The following is a 22,369-nucleotide window of genomic DNA, read 5'->3' on the forward strand; positions in this document are numbered from 1 at the left end:
TCTACTTAACCGTCATACCGTCGCGGTATCTCAGCCGCTAATAAGTAGCGGAATGACGATTTATCAAACACTGCCTAATTTTCTGTAACAGTTGAAAAAATCAATATATCACTGTAAATTCATGTGTTTTAAGGCTATAATGGCTAAAATACGTTATATAGTATAATATGGACGATTTTATAAGAGTTAAGGGTGCAAGGGAACATAATCTGCAAGGTGTAGATGTCAATATACCGAAAAATAAGCTAGTTGTTATAACTGGGCTAAGTGGTTCTGGTAAATCTAGTCTTGCGTTTGATACGATTTATGCAGAAGGCCAACGCCGGTATGTTGAAAGCCTATCAGCTTACGCGCGTCAATTTCTCAACATTCAGGATAAACCAGATGTTGAGTCGATTACAGGTCTCTCTCCTGCAATATCCATTAATCAGAAATCAATTTCAAAAAACCCAAGGTCGACGGTTGGAACTGTTACCGAAATTTACGATTACTTGCGCTTAGTGTATGCACGAATAGGAGTTCCTTATTCACCTGTAACTGGATTACCGATAACAAAGCAAACTGTATCTCAAATTGTAGATACTATAATTGCGTTACCTTTAGAAACTAAAATATATATACTTGCTCCTGTTGTGCGTGGTAGAAAGGGAGAACATCTCAAAGAGATATTGGAAATTAAAAAGCAAGGTTATGTAAGGCTAAAAATAGATGGTGAAGTGTACAATGTAGATGATTTGCCTAAACTCGATAAGAACAAGAAACACGACGTTTTTGTGGTTGCAGATAGAATATCAATATTGGACGATATAGGAAATCGACTGCCAAGTAGTATAGAATCCGCACTAAAACTTGGTAATGGTCTAATGTATGTAGAAGTAGTGAACCTACCTGACAACCATAATTCTGAGTATAATAATGGTCAAATTCTGACTTTTTCAGAGAATTTTGCATGCCCCGAGTCTGGTTTCTCTCTTGAGGAAATAGAACCAAGATTATTTTCTTTTAACAGCCCTTACGGTGCATGTTGTTCGTGTAATGGGCTTGGTAAAAAGCTGGCTATTGATGTAAAGCTGATAGTGCCAGATGAAACGCTCTCAATATCTGAAGGTGCTTTAAAGCCAGTAGGGCAAACAGCACGTCAAATGTACACAAGTTATGGATTTCTAAAAAATGCAATTCTATCACTGGCTGAAAACTACAAATTTAGCCTTGATATTCCATGGAAGAACATAGATCAAGAAATAAAAGATATGATACTCTTTGGCTCCGATAAATTTCAAGGTTTGGTCAGTATCCTAGAACGTCAGATGGATTATGATGAAACACTTGTCGAACGATATTGCTCTGTCACTCACTGTAAGGAATGCACTGGCTATAGATTGAAAAAAGAAGCACTTACAGTAAAAATTGATAGCAACCATATAGGTGAAATATCAGGGCTCAGCATCGATAAATCCCTTAAGTGGTTTGAAAATTTGCCAGACAAGCTAACAGAACAACAGAAGCAAATCTCAAATAAAATACTAAGTGAAATAATCAAGAGGCTAACATTTTTAAAGAATGTAGGGTTGAATTACCTAACGCTCGATCGAGAATCTAGCACTCTCTCTGGCGGTGAGAGCCAGAGGATTAGACTTGCTTCGCAAATTGGCTCTGGTTTAACAGGAGTGCTGTATGTGCTTGATGAACCCTCGATAGGCCTTCATCAATGCGATAATGATCGGTTAATTGCTACACTGAAAAACTTGAGAGACATGGGTAACACTGTAATCGTTGTTGAGCATGATGAAGATACAATAATGGCTGCTGATTATGCAATTGATATTGGTCCTGGAGCTGGCGTAAATGGTGGAAAAGTTGTTGCAGAAGGAACACCAGACCAGGTGCAAAGAAATTCAGGGAGCATAACAGGGCAATATTTGAGTAGAGAGAAAAAAATTTTAATTCCAAGGAGAAGAAAGCAAGCAACTCAGTTCATAAAAGTAATAAATGCATGTGAAAATAACTTAAAAAATGTGAACGTTAAATTTCCTATAGGGAATCTTATTTGTGTTACTGGAATATCAGGAGGGGGAAAATCAAGTTTAGTCATAGAAACGTTATATAAATATTCAGCACATAAGATACATCATTCGTCTGCACGGTATGGTCGGTGTGATAGAATAGAAGGCCTTGAATATATAGATAAAGTTATAGAAGTTGATCAATCGCCAATTGGTAGAACTCCTTCGTCAAATCCAGCAACATATGTCGGTATGTTTACTCATATAAGAAATTGGTTTGCAGGTCTTTCGGAGTCAAAAGCAAGGGGATATAATATAGGTCGATTTTCATTTAATACCAGAGGGGGAAGGTGTGAGGCTTGTAAAGGTGATGGGCACTTAAAGATAGAGATGCATTTTCTACCGGACGTTTATGTGAAGTGTGAGCAGTGTAAAGGGCGAAGGTATAATCGTGAAACATTGGAAGTTACTTATAAAGGAAAATCAATCTCTGATGTGCTTGATATGACGATAGATCAGGCTTGTGATTTTTTTGAAAACCTTCCAATGGTAAAAGAAAAGTTGATTTCTTTGCAGGAAGTGGGGCTTGGCTATATAAAACTCGGGCAGTCGTCAACAACGTTGTCTGGGGGTGAAGCACAACGAATAAAGCTGTCTAAAGAGCTATCAAAACGATTTACCGGAAGAACATTGTATATTCTTGATGAGCCAACAACTGGATTACACTTTGAAGATATAAATAACTTACTAAAAATACTTCATAGATTAGTCGATCTGGGAAACACTGTTATAGTTATCGAGCATAATTTGCATGTTATCAAAACTGCAGATTATATAATAGATATCGGACCAGAGGGAGGAATAAAAGGCGGAGAAGTGATTGCTACTGGAACTCCAGAAGAAGTGGCAAAAATTCCAGAAAGTGTTACAGGCAGGCATCTTAAAACATATTTATTATAAACTATTTCTTAATTATATTAGGCTAGGTTGCATATTTATGATTTGGAGATAAGAATATCGATACTTTAGAAGGTACGTTGAATATGGAGTTGTACCTGCTAAGAGAGCAGAAGATTGCACACTAGTTCCAGAAAATAGTTTCTATAAGTCTGTACATTATGTTGATAATGTATTAGGCCCTGTGAAAGATGTAATTTGTGGAGCTGGAAGTAAAGACGATTATAACAAGTATTATAAAAACAATGATAAACGTGGGTTACAGGGCAGAGAAAGTGTATTCATTGTGTGCACTTGGTGCTATTTTAGCAGCCAGCATAATATTGTCACCTTTATGTTTGATACTATAACTAAAGTGACTTAGGTTTACCGACGATTTGATAAACCGTCATCCCGCTGCTTGTTAGCGGGATCTAGAGATACCGCGGCGGTATGACGTAGGAAAACCTGACTTGCACTAGCTACAGCACTCAGCAGTGGCTCAGTTTGAATTACATTGAGATGAAATAAAAAGTGAAAGAGTGTAAGCACAAGTTACTTTAGCTATACTATATAAATTATCTTATAATATATTTAATTAATTCATGAGTTGTGAACTTTCTCTTACTAAAAAAAGCTACAAATCTTATATTTCCGAACGTATGCGTAAGTTGCGAATATATCATTGATGAAAATCTTAATCTGTGTAGTGAATGCAACAAAAAAATCAATTTTCTAACTAAGCATTACTGCAATGTTTGTGGCGTAGTAATCTCAGACAATATTCATACGTGTGGTAAGTGCATCATCAATCCTCCACCGTTTAAAGTATTAAGATCAGTTTTTGCTTATGATCAACATAGTAAAAACATGATTATAAATTTCAAATTTTTTGATAATTTGAATTACGTAAAAATCTATGCAAAGTGGATATACCAAGCTAATCAGGATACGTTTCAGAACGCAGAAGTCATAATTCCTATACCGTTACATAAAATGCGCTTGTTTAAACGTAAATATAATCAAGCAGCATTGCTTGCAAAAGAGTTGAGTAAGTTGTCCAATTTATCCTATACACCATTTGCAATAAAACGTCTTCGCCATACTGCACCTCAAGCTGGTCTTTCACTTAAACAGCGTGAAAAAAACTTAAAGAAGGCTTTTAAAAGAAGCAACAAAGAAATTATCAAAAATAAAATCGTGATATTAGTTGATGATGTTGTAACAACCGGAGCAACTGTAAGATCTTGCTCTCAAGAAATTTTAAACTCCGGTGCAAAAGAAGTGAGAGTGCTATCGCTTGCAAGAACGGTGAATGATTGTGAAAATCAGCATGTTAAAACGTGATTTTTAATAACCTCAACATCACTAAACTCAAAGGTTTGATTCCCTATGATTTGAAATCTTTCGTGCCCCTTTCCTGCAACTAGCAGAATCATACCCTCGTTATAGGCAATATCTACTCCTTTCTCTATAGCTTCTCTTCTATCTTCTATCTCTAGCGCATCAGGGCAATGTAGTAAAATACCACGACGAATTTCTGCAGGATTCTCATCACGCGGATTGTCATCCGTGATTATCACTCTGTCTGCATACATTTGTGCTACTTTACCCATTTCTGCGCGTTTTGTTTGATCACGATTGCCACCACAACCAAAAACTAGAATTATTTTTTTATTGAAGTGCCATTTTAAAGACAATAGGGCTTGTTTAAGCGCACTTGGAGTATGAGCGTAATCCACAAATGCAAAAGGTTTCACTTTTTCCATTCTTCCTGGTGGAGAAACGAGTTTTTCTACGCATATTTCCCTGTAATTCAGTCCAGACGAGGTAACTATACCCATTGCACACAACAGATTATATGCTTGGAATTGCCCCAGAACCGGAAAAAACATGTCATAAATTTCATCGCCAATTTTAATTGCAAGATGTTGACCGTTTGGTGCTGGTGTTTGCTTTAACAAAGTAATATCAGAGCCTTTTTTCCCATAGGTGATAACTTTGTTGCTGCGTTTTTCAGCTATTTTAAGCAATGCGCCGTATTCATCTATAACTGCATTTAAAATCGCTGTTTTTCCTTCTGGTAATACCTCGTAAAACAACCTTTTTTTAGTTTCTAAATATTCACCAAGATTTTTATGGTAATCTAAATGATCTTGCGAGAAATTAGTAAAAGCTGCAGCACTCAACTTTAATCCATGGATTCTGTATTGATCAATCCCATGACTTGAAGCCTCCAATGCTAAGTGCTCTACGTTTTTATTACTTACATCACGTAATGTTGCGTAAAGGTCATCCGCATCTGGAGTTGTAAGACTGTTGCTATTACCTTTTCTACCATTATTGATGCATGTTCCAAGTGTTCCAATAGAGGCAGCATTATAGCCAGCATTCTGCCAGATCTGACGGCAAAATTCTACTACTGAAGTTTTACCATTCGTACCCGTTACAGCAGCAACATACTTGGGCTGTTTGAATCGATAAAACCTGCTGACTATTTTGCTGTATATTTCTTGAGGGTTGGGGTGGTCAAGCACTGCAAAACTCGGAGTATTTGTCATGCAAGTAGCTGACACTGGAATCCAGTTTTTATTATGCAATTGCTTAGTGTGTTCATTTGCAATTAAATTTTCTGGATCCAAGTAGTCAAGCACTGGGATGACATCTTTTTTGGTTCCTTGTATGACAACGTCTACACAGTCGTGTGCGTGATACTGCGATCCAGTAAGAAGAATCTGGACACGTGCTGGTTTTCTAGATTCCAGCGTCATGCGCTGAGCAGATACACAAACGAAAAGATAACCTTCCTTGACTCTCTTGGGATTACATGTAACGCCCTTGATTTCAACGTCAAAGTTAACATCAATAATGTTATGCAGTAATTCTCTCAGTTTCATGTTTTACTCTGCCAGTTTTAGTGTTCAAACATGGCAACCTTGCTAGTGCAGCATTTAAATCAGAGATTAAATCTTCAGGATCTTCCAGTCCACAAAATATCCGTATAAAACTTCCACCATAATCTGAATTCATTACAGATCTTGACATAGATCTACGATCTATTGGTAATATTAAACTATCGCACCCTCCCCAAGAAGCACCAATACTAAAAACTTTCATATGATCAACTATGCAGCTTAGTTCTTCACATGAATATTCTCTATCTAGTGCTACACTGAATGTGCCGCTTGCTCCTTTGAAGTAACTTTTCCATAATTCGTGTTGAGGATGGGAGGGAAGTGCTGGATACAAAACTTTTTTGATTTTTGAATGTTTTTCTAGCCACTTTGCCACTTCCATTGCTGTATTCTGGTGCCTTTTCATACGTGTGTGCAGTGTTCTTAGTCCCCTGTGTGCAAGGTAGCAGTCGTGCGATTGAATGGTTACTCCATAATTTTTATAGCTCTCATAAAGCAATTTAAAAATTTCACCTTCAGCAATAATAGCCCCCATCAATAAGTCTGAGTGACCGGCTAGATACTTTGTCACCGCATATAGCGCAACATCAATTCCATAATCAAGCGGCTTAAATAACAAAGGAGTGGCCCATGAATTGTCGCAAATGGTTACGATTCCACGTCCTTTAGCAACTTTTACTATATGCTCTACATTTGAAATCTCAAACGCTACAGAACCAGGAGTCTCGATCATTATCAATGAAGTATTACTCTGAATTAAATCAGTTATATCCTGTGTTGGATCATAAAAAGTTACTTCTATTCCTCTTTTTGGTAGCTCATTTTCTGCAAATCTCTTAAGTCGGTAATAACTATTATCTTGTATTAAAACATGCGAACCCGCTTTAGTGAAAGTCAAAATAGCAAAAGTAAGTGCAAATAGTCCGGAAGGATAAATAAGCGCTTGTCCACTCCCTTCAATTTCAGCAAGTGCATTTGAAAGATAATGAACAGTAGGAGTACCAACATTACTGTAGCTATAATCCCTTGCAACACCATCGTTGATTACATCGTATATACTTTCTCCATTTGCTGCATTTAAGTAGTCCTTGTAAGTAGGAAATAATATGGTAGAAGAATGATAAACTGGCGGATTCATAGAACCTTTATAGTCATTAAATTTTCTTCCTGCTTTAACTAATATAGACTCTTCCTTCACATTTTTATTATTTATTTTTTAAATTGTACTCGTTTTGCGTATACAAGTGAAGAGAAATTGCATGTATTAGCTCTATCTCACCCTTCAATAACTCATAAATCAACTTATGTCTTTTTAGAATGCTCATTCCAATAAAGCCGTCAGATATTAATATTAATTCAATGTGCGAAGGTAATGTTGAAGATGAAGCAAAATAATGATCAGCATGCTTTACTGATTCATCGATAATGTTGATATCAATTACATCTATCGAATCGCGTATTTTTTCTTCTATTGTTTTAATAATATCCATAATGGTTTCTTTAAGCAACAATACGCTCCTCTTGTCATCCAAGTAGCTGATACTGTAGTGACAGGAAAAGTGATATAACAATATACAATTACTTATTCTCTTCTTTATTATCTATGTCTTGATAATCAGAATCTACTACTTTTTCTCCCTCATTTGTTGTGGATGAATCAGCAGAACTATCACTTTGTTGCTGCTGAGGTGCTTGATACATAGCTTCTCCAAGTTTCATAGATAATTGAGAAAGATTAGTGACTTTCTGCTGTATTGAATCAGCGTCATCAATGTTATCAGATTTACTAACTTCTTTTAATTCGTTAACTGCATTTTCAATAGCAGATCTATCTTCTGGTGAAACTTTATCACCATACTCTGTCAGAGACTTTTCTGTAGAATGGACTAAGCTATCTGCTTGGTTTTTCACCTCAATAAACTTTTTGCGCTTCTCATCTTCTTGTGCTTTTTCTTCAGCTTCTTTCACCATGCGATTTATTTCATCATCAGATAACCCACCTGAAGATTGAATGCTTATTTTTTGCTCTTTTCCAGTAGCTTTATCTTTTGCAGAAACGTGTGCTATTCCATTTGCATCTATGTCAAATGTTACTTCGATCTGAGGAACTCCACGAGGAGCAGGAGGTATCCCTTCCAAACTAAACTGACCAAGTAACTTGTTGTCAACTGCCAATTTTCTTTCACCTTGATGTACCTTAATTGTAACGGCTGTTTGGTTATCTTCTGCAGTTGAAAACACCTGAGATTTTTTAGTGGGAATAGTAGTATTACGTTCAATAAGTGGAGTAAATACTCCTCCTAGAGTTTCAATACCAAGAGAAAGTGGAGTCACATCAAGTAGTAACACATTTCTTACATCACCTTGAATGATCCCCGCCTGTATTGCAGCTCCAATTGCTACAACTTCATCAGGATTTACTCCTCTATGTGGATCTTTGCCAAAGAATTCTTTAACTTTCTCTATGACTTTTGGCATACGAGTCATGCCACCAACGAGAACTACTTCGCCAATTTGACTAGCAGACAAACCAGCATCTTCAAGAGCTTTTTTACAAGGAGCCATAGTTCTTTCGATTAAACCATTCACTAAGCTTTCAAGTTTTGCTCTCGTTAATTTCATATTTAAGTGTTTTGGACCACTTGCATCAGCTGTAATAAACGGTAGATTTATTTCCGTTTCCATTGCACTTGATAATTCAATTTTCGCTTTTTCAGCAGCTTCTTTGATTCTTTGCATAGCCATTGGATCATTTTTCAAATCAACGCCATTATTTTTCTTGAATTCATCTAGTAAATAACTCACTATTGCGTTATCAAAGTCTTCACCTCCAAGATGAGTGTCACCATTTGTAGCCTTTACTTCAAAAACCCCTTCACCTATTTCAAGTATTGAGACATCAAATGTACCACCACCAAGGTCATACACCACTATTGTGTGCCCATGTTTCTTATCAAGACCATAAGCGAGCGCTGCGGCAGTCGGTTCATTTACTATTCTGAGTACATTTAATCCGGCGATTTTTCCTGCATCTTTTGTTGCTTGACGTTGAGAGTCGTTGAAGTATGCTGGCACTGTTATCACAGCATCTTTTACTTCCTCTCCAAGATAAGCTTCTGCTGCCTCTTTCATGTTTTGTAGTATAAATGCACCAATTTGACTAGGGGAGTATTCTTTATTATCAGTGGTTTTAACCCATGCATCACCATTTTTTGCTGCAAACACTTTATACGGCACGTTTAGATTTTTCATTTCAGAATCACCGTATTGGCGGCCTATTAATCTCTTAGTAGCAAAAAAGGTATTACTTGCATTGGTGGTTGCTTGCCTTTTTGCTGGAGCACCAATCAATTTTTCTCCTGATGAAGTGAATGCGACTATAGACGGAGTAGTTCTTGCCCCTTCTTTATTTTCTATTACCTTTGTATCTTTGCCCTGCATTATTGCAACACAAGAATTTGTTGTCCCGAGATCTATACCTATTGCTCTTGCCATAATGAGTACCCCATTGTAAATGTTATCTGATACAAGAATATATAAGTATAGGACTCATTAATTACAAGCCCAATTTAGGTTTCTAATTAGTTATTAGAACTTAAAAGGCGCGAAAGCCACTTAGTCAGCCAAAAATTGCTTCGTAGTTTATTTGAATTATCAACTTCTTCATTGCTGCTATCACCAATTTGGTATCCAGAGTTCTGTAATGGCTTATAATCGTTTAAATTAACATCATCTCCTTGTTTTAAAACAAATGTGTTTACATCTAAACTGTTATCAACATTAACGTTCAATGTAATATTAAACTCTTTTTCGATTGTAGAAACTGTATTGCGTTTGTTATTAAAAATGTGCGCTATAACTGCACTGTGCGCTACTAAATCAAAAGACTTATTTCGATTCTTATTAGCAATATGTTGTAAGTCCCTTAGTATCGATGCAACAATTACTTCGTTTGATTTTACTCTTCCAGTACCTTTGCAGTGTAAACACTCTGTAGTATTAATTTCTTGTATATTTGATTTAATTCTTTGTCTTGAAAATACCATTAAACCAAAGTCATTTATGTAGCTAAATTGAACCTTAGCTTTATCATCTTTAAACGCTTGCCTTATAGCAGACTCAACAGCTCTGCAATACTGATATTTCAACATATCAATAAAATCGACTACTATTAATCCTGATAGGCCTCTAAGATTTACCTGTCTTGATATTTCAGGTACTGCTTCCATGTTGGTTCTATAAGCTGTTTCTTCTATACTATCTTCTCCTGTCATCTTTCCTGAATTTACGTCTATTGAAACAAACGCCTCAGTTAAAGTTATTATCAAAGACCCACCAGATGGCAATTCTACTCTATTGCTATATAACTCAGAAATTTGGTCTTCTATTCCGTAGTAGGTAAAGATAGGAACACAACCTCTATACAATCTATAGCGCAACTTACCACCTTTTAGTGCATTGTTAGCATATTGCCTAACTGCTTCAAAAGCTTCCTTTCCAGACACTATAACTTCTATACCATCACTACAAAAATCACGAACAGATCTCATAATTACATCTGCTTCATTGTAAATTAATGATGGAGCATTTACAGAGAAGGCATTTTTTTGAATGCTCTGCCATAATGAGGATAAGTAATTGTAATCCTGCTCAATTTCTTTCTTATTTTTTCCTGAACCAACAGTTCTTATTATTAAACCTGATCTTTTTGGTAAGCTTATTGAACTCAGTATATCCTTTAACTGCTTTCTGACATTAGCATCTTCAATTCTACGAGACACTCCACCTTTACTTATGGAATTTGGCATGAAAACACAGTATCTACCCACTAAAGTTATGTATGTTGTAAATGAAGCTCCTTTATTGCCTCGTTCCTCTTTAGTTAGCTGAACCAATACTTTTTGATTTACTGAAATAACATCTTGTAATTTGTATTTTTTATATAAAGGTACCTCTCTTACAAAACCACTACCTGACTCGTTAACATTCTTACTAGCTGCAGAATCTGAAGAAACATTTGCTGGGGCTTCTTCTGTACAATCGTCATTTGAGTAGCCCTCAAAGATAGTTTCCTTTTCTTTTTCTAGAATATTGAAGTAATCTAGAGATATCTCGGAAAAAGATAAAAAACCTTGCTTGTTTTTTCCATATTCAATAAATACAGCTTGCAAAGAAGGCTCTATACGCTTTACATAAGCAACGTATATATTACCTCTTAATTGTTTTTTTTCCTTGAATTCTTGTTCAAATTCTACAACCTTATTATTAACTGATAAGGCAACTCTTACCTCATTAAAACAGGCAGAATTTTCTATCAATAATAACCTTTTGCCACTATTTGCCACTTATTTACCGTTTGCTTTTCATTCTGAAGTTAATTTCATACTACTTAATGCACTGTTGATTGTCAAGAATTTTACGATCTGCATTATTCGGTTGACTTTTAGTGTTTTGCGTAATAAACTCGCATAGAATTTATTATATCATTATAAGTATGGCGAAAAAAAATGCTTCTTTGCTCGTTAAGTTAGTCAGCACTGCAATCAAGATAACAAAAGCTGGTGAAGAAAAATCAACTGGCTATTTTTATGTAAAAAAGCGTAATCCAAAAAAGCTCACCAGAAAACTGGAGTTTAGAAAGTATGACCCAGTAGTCAGAAGGCACGTATTATTTAAAGAAGAAAAATTAAAGTAGTTTTTTTATAAGGAATTTTATTATTATGCAAAATTTACAATTAAGTTATCCTATAATAGTAGAGTTGGGGGATGTAAAAGATACAAAACTGAAATTAATAAAGGTCATTGCACAATTAATAGGTAAGAAGTACAAAACACAGAAAAAAGCAGCAAACGCTCTAAAGATTGATCAACCTAAAGTATCTCAAATCAATAGATCAAAAGTCGAAGGGTTCTCCTTAGAATACTTGCTTAATTTATTGGTTGCATTGAATCAAGACATAAACGTAAGAATAAAGCATAATTCTAAACCTGCATAATATGGTATCCGTTCAGCGGAGTGGCAAAATAAGGTAGACAAGATAAATCAATCCCGGTGTCAAGCACTGGGATGACAAGGTATAAACCTTATCGTCATGCAGCCGCGAACCGTCATACCGCGATTCATTCGCGGTATCTCTAGATCCCGCTAACAAGTAGCAGGATGACGGTTATCAGGCCAGCACCCCTACGATGTCATCCCAGTCTGGGATCCAGGAATTTTATTAAGTTAGTAAGCATAAAAGTAGCCGTTTTATGTTAAAATACAACCTTTTGATGATTATGAAAAAGCTGGATTCCAGACTGGAATGACACCATTTGTTGTAAACTCACTTCTTCTTGATTTGCAGAACAATAAAACAGTAAGCTAAAAGGGAACTTATTACTCAACAAAACAAGATTTGAAATTTTGTGCAATGCTATTGATTATAGCTAGATATGCATCTTTTCCAGGCTCTATGTCTGATCCAATAGGATCAAGGACTACCATTTTTGCGTCATTAGAAAGAGCATTAGGCTTTATGCTATCTTCTTGTGAATGAGCAAATATACATTTAACGTTTTCTTCCTTGATTATCTTTTTTAGCTTCATTAAACTCTTCATACCTATGTACGAATCCTCTTCTATAGAAAGGATGGCGCTTGGGTGATTCAAACCAAAATATTTTTCAAAATATTGATAAGCATCGTGAGTGACGATGTATTTTTGATTTTTAAAATCATTCAGTTCTTTCACGATTTCTTTTACTTCTTGGTCTATTTTCTTTATAGCTTTTGTTGCATTAGAGTTGTATCGATGGAAATTTTCTTTATCTATGTTAGACAATGTTGCACTTATAAAAAGTATCATGCTCTTTGCATTTTCGGGACTCAGCCAAATGTGTAAATCTTTTTCATCTTGAATGTGAGTGATTTTTCTAGAAAATGAATGTGGCCGAGTAGGAAGTAGGTTGATTGCCTTTGACAATTGCGCTAGTTCTTTATTATTTTTGGCGAAAGTTTGAACAAACGTCTCTAAGTTATCGTCAACATAAAATATAACGTCACTTGATTCTAAATTACTCGCATCAGATGGCTTTAATATATAATTATGCGCAGATGTTGCATAGCCAAGCAATTCCGGTTCTAAAATCCCTTCTGTAACAGAAGCTACAAGTGAGTGGATAGGTTTGATTGTAGCTACAACTTTTAAATTGGATGAAAAGGCGATATTATAGTATAGTGTAAATGAAAGTAATAGAAAAAAAGTCAGTAAATGTCTCATATAAACGTTGAGAAGAAGTTAAATTTTGTCAATAAATTGAATAATGTCAATAATCGTGTTCTAAAAATAGAAAATCTTGCTCTCACCTATGATGGTAAAAGAGTCCTTGACAATATCAATATGTTCATAGAAAGAGGAGACATAATTACAATACTTGGTCCAAATGGTGGAGGTAAAACCTCTTTAGTGAAAGCAATTGCTGGCATAAATAAAAGCTGTACCGGTAATATCATATTTGCTGACAACATAAAAATTGGCTATATGCCGCAAAATTTTAGTATTAGTAATTTGATGCCAATAACAGTTGAATATTTCCTTTTAAATAGCTCCTTGAAAAGACTAAAGAAAAATCAATCCATTATTGCAGAAGCGATAGAGTTGGTTGGTATCGGTAACATTTTGAAGAATCAAGTGTTAGAAATTTCTGCAGGGCAAACACAACTACTACTGCTTGCACGTTGTTTAATTGCAGAGCCTGACTTGATCATTCTAGATGAACCAGTCAGTGCAATGGATATTAACGCGCGGGCTAAATTTTATGATATTATAAATAAAATAGCAAAAAAACGATTGGTATCGATTCTTATGACTTCTCATGATCTTAACTCTGCTCTACCATCCTCAGATTACGTAATTTGTATAAATAATACTATCTATTGCCAAGGCAAGCCTGATGAGATTATGAAAAACAGAACCCTCAATGAAATATTTAGCAGTTACGCAGCAAAATGATTCAAAATATTTTGCTTCTTCTGCACATAACTACAGTGCTGACACGTTACAATATATTACCTTATTTACTTCCATCATCAAAAAAATCAATAAATAAAATACAAGGCCATAAGCTAAAGTGTGCTCTTGAAAAATTAGGTCCGGTGTTCATTAAGTTTGGGCAGTCTATCTCATCACGTACTGATGTTTTAAATGAGGATATAACAAATAACTTGTTATTGATATGTGATAGATTGCCATCATTTTCACATAAAATAGCAGTTAAAACTATAGAAAGTGAGTTTAATTGTAAATTGAGCGACATTTTTTCAAGCTTTTCTGAAAAGCCAATTGCAGCAGCATCGATTTCTCAGGTGCATAGAGCAGTTACAACTGAGGGTAAGGAAGTTGCTGTGAAGGTTTTAAGGCCAAATATTGAGAAAACATTCTCAAGGGATATAAAGATGCTTTCTTGGTTTGCGGAAATTGCAGAAAAATTTAGCGAACAATCAAAAAGGCTGAAACCAATTGAGTTAGTCAAAACTTTTGCTGAAATTTGCCGAGTAGAGTTAGATCTACGCTTTGAAGCTGCTCACTCTTCGGAGTTAAAGGAAAACACAAAAGATGACAGAGGTTTTTATGTACCTGAAGTAGATTGGAATAGAACTTCAAGAAAGGTTTTAACATTAGAATGGATAGAAGCAACGCCAATATACGAAATTGAAAAACTGAATAATCATAAGCAAATAGCTATCAACCTTATAGAATCGTTTTGTAATCAGGTATACAGGGATTGTTTTTTTCATGCTGATATGCATCCTGGAAATCTAATGGTTGATAGTAATAACAATATTATTGTCCTGGATTGTGGAATCATGGGTAGAATAGATCGTGAGACATGCTATTACGTTATAGAGATACTCAAAGGCTTTTTAAATCGGGATTATGATCACGTTGCAAAAATGCACTTTAAAGCTGGTTACGTTTCATCACAGCATAGAAATTTTGTCACAGCTTGCAGAGCAATAGGTGAACCTGTTATTGGGCAGCCTATACAGAAGATTTCATTTGCTAGTTTACTTGCTCAGCTATTAAAAATAACTGGTGATTTTGATATGAAAGTTCAAACACAATTGTTATTGCTGCAGAAAACTATGATTTTACTGGAAGGGACATGTAGAAAGATCTACCCAGAAATCAATATGTGGAAAGTAGTTGAAGCGTGGATAAGCAGTCAACATGAAAGTAAAATAGGGTATAGGGAAAAAATTAGAAATTCTTATCCTGTAAAAACAATCCAAGGGATATTTAGCCTTATAGAAAAATTAAACCTAATAGCTGATAAAAAATTAGAAAACATCCAAGTTAAAAATAAATCAAATGGAAAAGTCTATTTTTTACTGTGGTTTGTAATTATAATTCTAATCGTTAAATTTTTAATTTCTTAAACTATGGGAAAAAACTGCGTCAAACCCAATTTTTAATTCAACTTAATTTTTAATCTGCAGGAGTCGAGTTGAGAATGTCCAATTTTCCACTTTCTTTATAGCATAACATACTTCAGCGCCTCTTGCTCCTCTTGAAGCCCAATGGCTCACCACTTATGTGTAAATTAATCATTAATGTTGTACACGTTCTTTTCTTTTTCTACTCTCTCTTGCTCTTCAATACAATATATAGCAAGCGGATTAGCTTTAAGTCTTTCGACTCCTATTTCTTCTCCTGTTCCATCGCAGTAACCATAAGTGCCTAATTTTATTTTTTCTAACGCCTCCTTAATCTTTTCTTTTCTATCTTTTCGGCGCTTGATTAATTCCTCATTTCCACTATCTCCATCAGAATAGTATGTATCAATACTATTATCTTCTAGTTCTTGTTTCTCCAACTCAGCAAGTATTGATTGTAACTTTAAGCTGAAGTATTCCAGTTGTTTTACGCTCATATATTCTTCATCTTCTGAAGGAGTGTAATCCTCTGGTAACTTTATTTTCGGTAACTTTTCCATAATTGCATTATCAAAAAAATAATAAAACCTATATAACTTATGAACAAAAAATTATACTACCCTCAAAGTAAACACTATAATTTATAATAAACATTTAAAAGCCTAGTATGATCAACTTAGTAAAAAAATTAGTAATAGATAGTAAGAACCTTACCTATATAGTATGTATTTTTATTATAATGTTAAATTTATCTTCATTTATACTTGAAAACAACAATAAACAAGAAGTTATGTTAACATTAACATGGATATGTGCTACATTTGTTTTGCAGATCTCTACAAATAATTTGTTTACATCTGATTATCATGATGGAATATTAGAGCAAATCTTTGTACAGCCACTCTCTTCTAGGTTTATAGTTGCTTATAAAATTTTCGCTCACTGGTTATTATTTGGGCTACCGATTTCAGTAATTTCTTCCATATTCAGCTTTGCAGTTCTAGGCAATAGTATTGAACACTCAATGGCAGTTGGAGTGTCTTTATTATTTAATACGCTGATAATCATTAATATTTCAGCTACTGGAAATGCATTGATGATTGGTCGAAACAACTTAGCATCAGGAGTATCGCAAATTCTTGTTTTGCCAATGATAATGCCAACCTTTGTGTATTTTAAAATGCTAACTCAATTTGAAAATTTGTCCTTGAACATTTATACACTACTAATCACCATGTTAATTTTTATCATTTTGATTGTTAACAGCACTATAACTACTCACATGGCATTAAAATTTGCTGTGGAACAGGATTGAAAAATCTTACTGTTATTCAGTAGGTATCCGTTTAGCAGAGTGGCAAAATAGGTAGACAAGATAAACCAAAAAATCAAGAAAAAGTGAGTTTACAACAAATGGCGTCAAGCAAGTTTTTTCATTTCTATTCCCAATAAAAGCTCGTCATATGGTTATGCAAGAAGTCTACTTTTTATTCTTAATCAACTCTAAAGCCTTCTTCAAATCTATACTCTCAATATCTGCACTCTTGCCCAAAGCAACGTTTGTTTTACCGCATTTTATATAGAATCCATACCTACCGTTGCAGATGAAAACTTCTTTTCCTTTTTCATTAACTCCGAGAGATTTTAACTCTTTGCGTGGACTGTTTGCAATAATTTGTACAGCTTCGCTCAATTCTGTATTCAGCACCTCTTTGGAGCTTTTCTTAAGAGAAAAGTATCTACCATCATAGAAAATATAGTACCCGAATCGTCCAAGGCCTATTTTTACTTCCTTTCCGGTTTCAGGGTGTTCTCCGATTACTTTCGGCAAGGAAAGTAATTGAGTAGCGGTGCTCAGATCAATCTCATTAACATTTATATCTTTTGGTATAGAAACCGCTTTTTTCTTTTCTGACTCATTATTAAACTGCAGGTAAAGCCCAAAAGGACCTTTTTTAATTACTACCTCTTGTCCTGTTATATCATCTATACCTAAACTTTTTGGATATTCTGAATTGTCATTACTGCCCGTAATTTCTTTTGTATGGTTGCATTCAGGATAGTTAGAACATCCAAGGAACACTCCTGTTCGCCCAAAGTTCAATTTCAATATGCCATCAGAGCAAATAGGACATTTCGTATTCACCTCTTTTTTTCCTTCTTCTGAACAAAACCAATCGATTACCAAATCGTGAATGCCGCTGAAAACTTCATCATGCGTCATTTGCTTGACAGAGTTTACATGACCAAAAAATGGCACCCAAAAATGGCTCAATTCTTTTTTCCAATCTGCATGTCCATTTGAGATTAAATCAAGCTTTTCTTCCATTTGTGCTGTGAAATCATACTCTACACAACGCTGAAAAAAAGTTTCTAAAAATATAGTAACGATTTTACCGCGGCTGCTTGGAATAAACCTTTTGTTATCTAATGAAACATACTCACGATCTTGTAATACCGAAATAATTGTTGCATAAGTTGACGGGCGACCTATACCGATTTCTTCCATTTTTTTAACGATACTTGCTTCACTATAACGAGGTGGCGGCTGAGTGAAATGCTGTTTTGGCTCAACTGAAATCAGCTTACACGCTTCCCCTTCCTTCATGGCAGGTAGCAGGCCTTCATTTTCGGCTTCCATGTTATCTTGATAGACTTTATAAAAACCATCAAAGAATATACTTGATCCACTTGCTCGCAGAATCACTTTCTGATCAGTAGAACTAATTTCAACTACCACTTGATCAAGAATCGCCGATTCCATTTGACTTGCAATGGTTCTTTTCCAGATTAAATCGTACAATTTAAATTGCTCTGGCGTTAGATAATCCTTAATACTATTTGGTGTTCTATTTATATCAGTTGGCCGGATCGCTTCATGTGCTTCTTGAGCATTTTTGACCTTTTTTACATATTTACGAGGAGACTGTGGTAAATATTTATCACCATATAACGACTTAATTGACCCTCTAATTGAGTTTATAGCCTCATCTGCAATATAAAACCCATCTGTACGCATGTAAGTTATCAACCCTACAATTTCACCACCAATATCGATACCTTCATATAAATTTTGCGCTATGCGCATAACATTTTTCACGTTAAAATACAGCTTGTTCACTGCATCTTGCTGAAGACTTGAAGTAATAAATGGAGGAAGCGGGTTTCTCTTAACTTGCTTGCGTTCTACTGTGCTTACAGCATACTGCCTTGACTCAATCTCCCTGACTAAGTTCTTTGCCTCTTCTTCATTCTTAATATCAAATTTTTCTAGCTTTTTATTATCATAGTGGCTTAGCATAGAAAAAAAAGTCTCATCTTTGCTATTTTGCATTTCTGCCTTTATGCTCCAATACTCCTGTGTTATAAACTTACTGATTTCATCTTCCCGTTCGCATATAAGCTTTAATGCAACAGACTGCACTCGCCCTGCAGACTTGCTCCCCGACAATTTCGTCCATAACAGTGGTGACAAACTAAATCCAACCAGGTAATCCAAAGCTCTGCGTGTTTGCTGTGCACGCACTAAGTCCATATTAATTTCACGTGGATTCTTTATTGCTTCTTGTACTGCTCTCTTTGTTATCTCATTAAAGACTACTCTATAAATGTTGTTTTCATTACTGATTGCTTTCTTTTCTTTTAATATCTCTATCACATGCCAAGCCATTGCTTCTCCTTCTCTGTCTGGGTCTGTTGCAAGATATATATCTGATGCTTTACTTGCTGCTTTTACTAACTCTTTTATATACTTTTCTGCTTTTTCAATGGTTTCATACTTTATAGCAAAATCATTATCCGGATCGACGGAGCCATTTTTTGCTGGAAGATCTCTCACATGGCCAAAAGATGCAGCTACTTTGAACTCTTTGCTCAAATATTTACCTATTGTCTTTGCTTTCGCAGGTGATTCAACTATTAATAATGCCATATTGTTAATTATTTTAGTATTTAAAGATAATATGTTGAGAAATATACGATGAAAAGTAAAAAAATATTTTAATAGGTCTTGTGAATTTTACAGAGTAGGCTGTTCATGGTTTCTAGAAAACCCTTGGACCTTGCTATTTTCAAGTGAATTTGAAGGTCTATTACAATAGTATATGATTGCAGCAGCAACCAAACAACAAGCTCCAACTGCTGTTCCCACTGCTATGGCTAACCCAAGAAAGGTTTACCTGAAGGATAGAATAGGTTATAATGGCATATTAAAGAGATGAAAAATGCCAAGCCCATATAGTGAAAACCTCAGAGAACAAGTTCTCAAAGCAGTTGATGAAAAAACAATGACGATAAAAAGAATTAGTGAAATATTTAAACTGAATATAAAAACAATATATTTATGGAAGAAAAGGAAAAAAGAAACAGGAAACATAAAGCCATCTTCAGGCTATCAGAAAGGTGATTGAGCCTCACCTTTGGCAGAATCTGGGTCACGAAGTCTTCTCCCTACACTCCATGTAAGAGCAGAAAGTGCCTCAAAAGAACTGCCACCTATCCACTCTGAGAAGTTATTATCTTCTCTTGCTTCCAACTAAGCAATACTTATTCATATCATCTGGGTAAGGTCAGTTTGTAAAACTTAATTTGTACGCTTCCTAGTAATTCTGATATAGTTATTTTAGTTAAAGTCTATAAAGGTTTATAAATGGCAACCTTAAGTGTAAGAGAAGCTTTATGCACAGCAATTAGAGAAGAAATGCAAAACGACTCTGATGTGCTTATCATGGGTGAAGAAGTTGCAGAGTATGATGGTGCTTATAAAGTAACGAAAGGATTACTGAAAGAGTTTGGAGAAAACAGAGTAGTTGATACGCCTATTACCGAACATGGATTTGCTGGCCTTGCTGTTGGAGCGGCATTTGCTGGATTAAAGCCAATAGTCGAGTTTATGACTTTTAATTTTTCTATGCAAGCTATTGACCAAATTGTGAATTCCGCAGCAAAAACAAATTATATGTCAGGCGGACAACTTGGATGCCCTATAGTATTTCGTGGACCAAATGGCGCTGCAGCAAGAGTTGCTGCACAACATTCTCAATGCTTTGCAGCTTGGTATTCGCATATACCGGGGTTAAAAGTAATAGCACCCTATTTTGCCTCAGATTGCAGAGGTCTGCTTAAAGCTGCAATTCGTGACCCTAATCCGGTAATATTTCTAGAAAACGAAATAGCTTATGGACATGAGCATGAAGTTTCTGACTCTGAGCTATCAAACAAAGATTATCTACTTGAGATAGGCAAAGCTGCTGTTATACGGGAAGGAAAGGATGTAACTATCACTGCTTTTTCATTAAAATTAATGGATGCCTTAAATGCAGCAGATTTACTTTCGAGTGAAGGTATAGAAGCTGAAGTTATTGACCTCAGAACCTTAAGACCACTTGACACTCAAACTGTTATCAACTCTATTCAGAAGACTAATAGGTTAGTTAGTGTAGAAGAAGGATGGCCATTTGCAGGAATAGGAGCAGAGCTGTCAGCCGTTGTTATGGAACAAGGATTTGACTACCTTGATGCTCCAGTTATGCGCGTAACTGGCAAGGACATCCCCTTACCTTACGCTGCAAACCTAGAAAAAAAAGCATTACCGCAAGTGGAAGAGATAGCTGAAGCCGTGCATCAGGTCTGCTTTAGAAAAAAATAACCCTATTGGTTCTTTTTTGTGTCTCCTGTTCCACATTGGTCCATCAAGTAAGTATTTCCAGTGCTGCCTATACCACCCATTACTTTTGTCACAATAGTTTTAGCACCGAAAAATACAGCACAAAATATACCGAGTGCAAAAAGAGCTGGCCATGGCATTCTACCAAATATCGCAAGCAAAGCTGCACCTATTATCACTACGGTCATAAGCGGTCCGCCTATTCCCCAAACTTAGCCAATAATATTACATATTACTTGAGCAGTTGTATCAGTATTAGTGTCAGCGGCAGCACTCCCAACATGAGAAAAAGAAATAAATAATACTATAAAAAGAATATTAAAAACTTTCCTAGGGTTCATCCCTATACCTTAAATTTAGATATTGCAATTATACCTAAAATACTATAATTTTTAGTAAAACTAGCATAAAGATTGAATAACAAACGATGCCACAAAAGTAGTTGACACACAACTGCACGAACATTGTAATATGGCACATAGTAAACGATGTCATCCCAGTGCCCAGACTACTTGGATCCAGGAAAAAGAATGATGTCATGAAAGCAGCCCCTATGATGTCATTCCAGTCTGGAATCCAGCTTTTGATCGAAAATATTGTATAGTACACAATCAATTTTTCTGGATCCCAGACTGGGATGACACCCTACTTAACCGTCATACCGCGATTCATTCGCGGTATCTCTTAGCCGCTAACACGTAGCGGGATGACGAATTGCTTAACCGTCATTCCGCCGCGGTACCTCATCCGCTAACACATAGCGGGATGACGATTGTCAGGCCAGCACCTCTATGATGTCATCCGAGTAGCTGACACTGGGATCTCATTTCGTAACTTCATAGTATAAATTATTTCAAATTGTATCTATTTGCAAATATAGTAATTTTGCATAAAAAATTAGATCCCAGTGTCACGCACTGGCATGACAGCACTCCTACGTCATACCGCGATTCATTCGCGGTATCTCATCCGCTAACAAGAGATCCCGCTGCGGGATGACGAATTGCTTAACCGTCATGCCGCCACGAACCGTCATACCGCGATTCATTCGCGGTATCTCTTAGTCGCTAACACGTAGCGGGATGACGGTTGTCGTTTAGTTACAAACATTAAGAAATTTACCAAACGAAAAAAAAGGCAAAAGAAGCCACGAGTAGCGAGTTTTGACTCTATATTACTGTAAGTGGCGCTGTAATAATGTGCTGACGCTTAGTTTAAGCGCGATTTGGCTGAATGTAGAAAAAATAAAAAAGACATGCAGCCGCTATAATTTTATGTAATCCGCCAATAAATACTCTGAGTTTTTTACTGAATTTTGTCATTGAGCCTGCAGGTCAAAAACAAGTTTTGAGTCATAAATACCCTTATTGTCATAATAAGGGGGCTGGCGAAGCTTGTCAAGTAAGTTTTTTCGTCTATTCCCAATGTTATAT

The 22,369-nt window shown here is 35.7% G+C and carries 21 protein-coding genes and 1 pseudogene; 10 read left to right on the forward strand and 12 right to left on the reverse strand.

The annotated features are described in order from the left end of the window. Window positions 1-167: 167 nt before the first annotated feature. Together uvrA and NHG98_RS01380 are read left to right on the forward strand one after the other, a co-directional pair. Window positions 168-2,963 carry an excinuclease ABC subunit UvrA gene (uvrA, locus tag NHG98_RS01375; RefSeq protein WP_096616478.1) on the forward strand — a complete coding sequence of 932 codons (2,796 nt, stop codon included), beginning with the start codon at window positions 168-170 and terminating at the stop codon, window positions 2,961-2,963. A gap of 588 nt (window positions 2,964-3,551) precedes the next feature. After that, a complete protein-coding gene (locus NHG98_RS01380) occupies window positions 3,552-4,286 on the forward strand; it encodes a ComF family protein (RefSeq protein WP_096616480.1) in 735 nt (244 codons plus the stop codon). Here NHG98_RS01380 and NHG98_RS01385 read toward each other — a convergent pair. From NHG98_RS01385 to NHG98_RS01405, 5 genes are all read right to left on the reverse strand, one after another. After that, window positions 4,268-5,836, reverse strand: a complete 1,569-nt coding sequence (locus NHG98_RS01385) for a Mur ligase family protein (protein ID WP_096616482.1) — start codon at window positions 5,834-5,836, stop codon at window positions 4,268-4,270. The two genes, NHG98_RS01380 and NHG98_RS01385, sit on opposite strands and share 19 nt — an antisense overlap. Beyond that, window positions 5,811-7,052: a cystathionine beta-lyase gene (gene metC, locus NHG98_RS01390; protein ID WP_096616484.1), complete on the reverse strand. Its 1,242-nt coding sequence runs from the start codon at window positions 7,050-7,052 to the stop codon at window positions 5,811-5,813. Before metC ends, NHG98_RS01385 begins: the two co-directional genes overlap by 26 nt. A 7-nt stretch (window positions 7,053-7,059) precedes the next feature. Next, window positions 7,060-7,344 carry a BolA family protein gene (locus tag NHG98_RS01395; RefSeq protein ID WP_096616510.1) on the reverse strand — a complete coding sequence of 95 codons (285 nt, stop codon included), beginning with the start codon at window positions 7,342-7,344 and terminating at the stop codon, window positions 7,060-7,062. An 88-nt stretch (window positions 7,345-7,432) separates the two neighbouring features. Continuing rightward, window positions 7,433-9,349 (reverse strand): molecular chaperone DnaK, encoded by a 1,917-nt coding sequence (gene dnaK / locus NHG98_RS01400; RefSeq protein ID WP_096616486.1) that lies wholly within the window; start codon window positions 9,347-9,349, stop codon window positions 7,433-7,435. An 86-nt stretch (window positions 9,350-9,435) separates the two neighbouring features. Continuing rightward, on the reverse strand, window positions 9,436-11,199 hold the full coding sequence (locus NHG98_RS01405) for an Rne/Rng family ribonuclease (protein WP_096676781.1): 1,764 nt from the start codon (window positions 11,197-11,199) through the stop codon (window positions 9,436-9,438). Between the two features lie 149 nt (window positions 11,200-11,348). Between NHG98_RS01405 and rpmG the strand changes: the two genes are divergently transcribed. Next, window positions 11,349-11,549 (forward strand): 50S ribosomal protein L33, encoded by a 201-nt coding sequence (gene rpmG, locus NHG98_RS01410; protein ID WP_096616490.1) that lies wholly within the window; start codon window positions 11,349-11,351, stop codon window positions 11,547-11,549. Window positions 11,550-11,574: 25 nt separating this feature from the next. Continuing rightward, a complete protein-coding gene (locus NHG98_RS01415; protein ID WP_096616492.1) occupies window positions 11,575-11,850 on the forward strand; it encodes a helix-turn-helix domain-containing protein in 276 nt (91 codons plus the stop codon). 12 nt (window positions 11,851-11,862) lie between these two features. On the opposite strand, the gene NHG98_RS01420 is transcribed toward NHG98_RS01415, so the two are convergent. Together NHG98_RS01420 and NHG98_RS01425 are read right to left on the reverse strand one after the other, a co-directional pair. Then, window positions 11,863-12,006, reverse strand: a complete 144-nt coding sequence (locus tag NHG98_RS01420) for a hypothetical protein (protein WP_259245472.1) — start codon at window positions 12,004-12,006, stop codon at window positions 11,863-11,865. A gap of 227 nt (window positions 12,007-12,233) precedes the next feature. Then, window positions 12,234-13,115 carry a zinc ABC transporter substrate-binding protein gene (locus NHG98_RS01425; RefSeq protein ID WP_096676777.1) on the reverse strand — a complete coding sequence of 294 codons (882 nt, stop codon included), beginning with the start codon at window positions 13,113-13,115 and terminating at the stop codon, window positions 12,234-12,236. On the opposite strand from NHG98_RS01425, the gene NHG98_RS01430 reads away from it, so the two are divergent. Both NHG98_RS01430 and ubiB read left to right on the forward strand, forming a co-directional pair. Continuing rightward, window positions 13,107-13,847, forward strand: coding sequence for a metal ABC transporter ATP-binding protein (locus tag NHG98_RS01430; RefSeq protein ID WP_096616496.1), 741 nt, complete (start codon window positions 13,107-13,109; stop codon window positions 13,845-13,847). The genes NHG98_RS01425 and NHG98_RS01430 overlap by 9 nt on opposite strands. Beyond that, the gene (ubiB, locus tag NHG98_RS01435) at window positions 13,844-15,274 is read left to right on the forward strand and encodes a 2-polyprenylphenol 6-hydroxylase (protein ID WP_096616498.1); all 1,431 of its coding nucleotides are present in this window, start codon (window positions 13,844-13,846) and stop codon (window positions 15,272-15,274) included. The genes NHG98_RS01430 and ubiB overlap by 4 nt, the downstream gene beginning before the upstream one ends. Window positions 15,275-15,438: 164 nt before the next feature. On the opposite strand, the gene NHG98_RS01440 is transcribed toward ubiB, so the two are convergent. Continuing rightward, window positions 15,439-15,831: a TraR/DksA family transcriptional regulator gene (locus tag NHG98_RS01440; RefSeq protein WP_096616500.1), complete on the reverse strand. Its 393-nt coding sequence runs from the start codon at window positions 15,829-15,831 to the stop codon at window positions 15,439-15,441. Window positions 15,832-15,938: 107 nt separating this feature from the next. Between NHG98_RS01440 and NHG98_RS01445 the strand changes: the two genes are divergently transcribed. Beyond that, entirely contained in the window at window positions 15,939-16,586 is a 648-nt protein-coding gene (locus NHG98_RS01445) for a heme exporter protein CcmB (protein ID WP_096616502.1), read from the forward strand. 165 nt (window positions 16,587-16,751) lie between these two features. Here NHG98_RS01445 and topA read toward each other — a convergent pair whose 3' ends face one another. After that, entirely contained in the window at window positions 16,752-19,202 is a 2,451-nt protein-coding gene (gene topA / locus NHG98_RS01450; RefSeq protein ID WP_096616504.1) for a type I DNA topoisomerase, read from the reverse strand. 87 nt (window positions 19,203-19,289) lie between these two features. Then, on the reverse strand, window positions 19,290-19,421 hold the full coding sequence (locus NHG98_RS06500) for a TomO hydrophobic C-terminal domain-containing protein (RefSeq protein WP_458694702.1): 132 nt from the start codon (window positions 19,419-19,421) through the stop codon (window positions 19,290-19,292). A gap of 73 nt (window positions 19,422-19,494) precedes the next feature. Here NHG98_RS06500 and NHG98_RS01455 point away from each other — a divergent pair, with 73 nt between their 5' ends. Further along, window positions 19,495-19,680, forward strand: a complete 186-nt coding sequence (locus NHG98_RS01455; protein WP_096616506.1) for an IS630 transposase-related protein — start codon at window positions 19,495-19,497, stop codon at window positions 19,678-19,680. Here NHG98_RS01455 and NHG98_RS01460 read toward each other — a convergent pair. After that, complete coding sequence (locus NHG98_RS01460; RefSeq protein WP_259245474.1) at window positions 19,665-19,805, reverse strand: hypothetical protein; 141 nt, start codon at window positions 19,803-19,805, stop codon at window positions 19,665-19,667. The two genes, NHG98_RS01455 and NHG98_RS01460, sit on opposite strands and share 16 nt — an antisense overlap. A 114-nt stretch (window positions 19,806-19,919) precedes the next feature. On the opposite strand from NHG98_RS01460, the gene NHG98_RS01465 reads away from it, so the two are divergent. Next, a complete protein-coding gene (locus NHG98_RS01465; protein ID WP_096616508.1) occupies window positions 19,920-20,918 on the forward strand; it encodes a pyruvate dehydrogenase complex E1 component subunit beta in 999 nt (332 codons plus the stop codon). A gap of 2 nt (window positions 20,919-20,920) precedes the next feature. On the opposite strand, the pseudogene NHG98_RS01470 reads toward NHG98_RS01465, so the two are convergent. Beyond that, a pseudogene (locus NHG98_RS01470) lies at window positions 20,921-21,277 on the reverse strand (TrbC/VirB2 family protein). 101 nt (window positions 21,278-21,378) lie between these two features. On the opposite strand from NHG98_RS01470, the gene NHG98_RS01475 reads away from it, so the two are divergent. Continuing rightward, entirely contained in the window at window positions 21,379-21,540 is a 162-nt protein-coding gene (locus NHG98_RS01475) for a hypothetical protein (protein ID WP_259245475.1), read from the forward strand. The last annotated feature ends 829 nt before the right edge of the window (window positions 21,541-22,369 follow it).

The organism is Wolbachia endosymbiont of Aedes albopictus (assembly GCF_024804185.1).
Taxonomy (GTDB): domain Bacteria; phylum Pseudomonadota; class Alphaproteobacteria; order Rickettsiales; family Anaplasmataceae; genus Wolbachia; species Wolbachia pipientis_B.

Coding starts and splice junctions, on each gene's coding strand:
- uvrA (WP_096616478.1), top strand. CDS start 168: ATGGACGATTTTATAAGAGTTAAGGGTGCAAGGGAACATAATCTGCAA.
- NHG98_RS01385 (WP_096616482.1), bottom strand. CDS start 5,836: ATGAAACTGAGAGAATTACTGCATAACATTATTGATGTTAACTTTGAC.
- NHG98_RS01395 (WP_096616510.1), bottom strand. CDS start 7,344: ATGGATATTATTAAAACAATAGAAGAAAAAATACGCGATTCGATAGAT.
- dnaK (WP_096616486.1), bottom strand. CDS start 9,349: ATGGCAAGAGCAATAGGTATAGATCTCGGGACAACAAATTCTTGTGTT.
- rpmG (WP_096616490.1), top strand. CDS start 11,349: ATGGCGAAAAAAAATGCTTCTTTGCTCGTTAAGTTAGTCAGCACTGCA.
- NHG98_RS01415 (WP_096616492.1), top strand. CDS start 11,575: ATGCAAAATTTACAATTAAGTTATCCTATAATAGTAGAGTTGGGGGAT.
- NHG98_RS01430 (WP_096616496.1), top strand. CDS start 13,107: ATGTCTCATATAAACGTTGAGAAGAAGTTAAATTTTGTCAATAAATTG.
- NHG98_RS01425 (WP_096676777.1), bottom strand. CDS start 13,115: ATGAGACATTTACTGACTTTTTTTCTATTACTTTCATTTACACTATAC.
- ubiB (WP_096616498.1), top strand. CDS start 13,844: ATGATTCAAAATATTTTGCTTCTTCTGCACATAACTACAGTGCTGACA.
- NHG98_RS01440 (WP_096616500.1), bottom strand. CDS start 15,831: ATGGAAAAGTTACCGAAAATAAAGTTACCAGAGGATTACACTCCTTCA.
- NHG98_RS01445 (WP_096616502.1), top strand. CDS start 15,939: ATGATCAACTTAGTAAAAAAATTAGTAATAGATAGTAAGAACCTTACC.
- topA (WP_096616504.1), bottom strand. CDS start 19,202: ATGGCATTATTAATAGTTGAATCACCTGCGAAAGCAAAGACAATAGGT.
- NHG98_RS01455 (WP_096616506.1), top strand. CDS start 19,495: ATGCCAAGCCCATATAGTGAAAACCTCAGAGAACAAGTTCTCAAAGCA.
- NHG98_RS01465 (WP_096616508.1), top strand. CDS start 19,920: ATGGCAACCTTAAGTGTAAGAGAAGCTTTATGCACAGCAATTAGAGAA.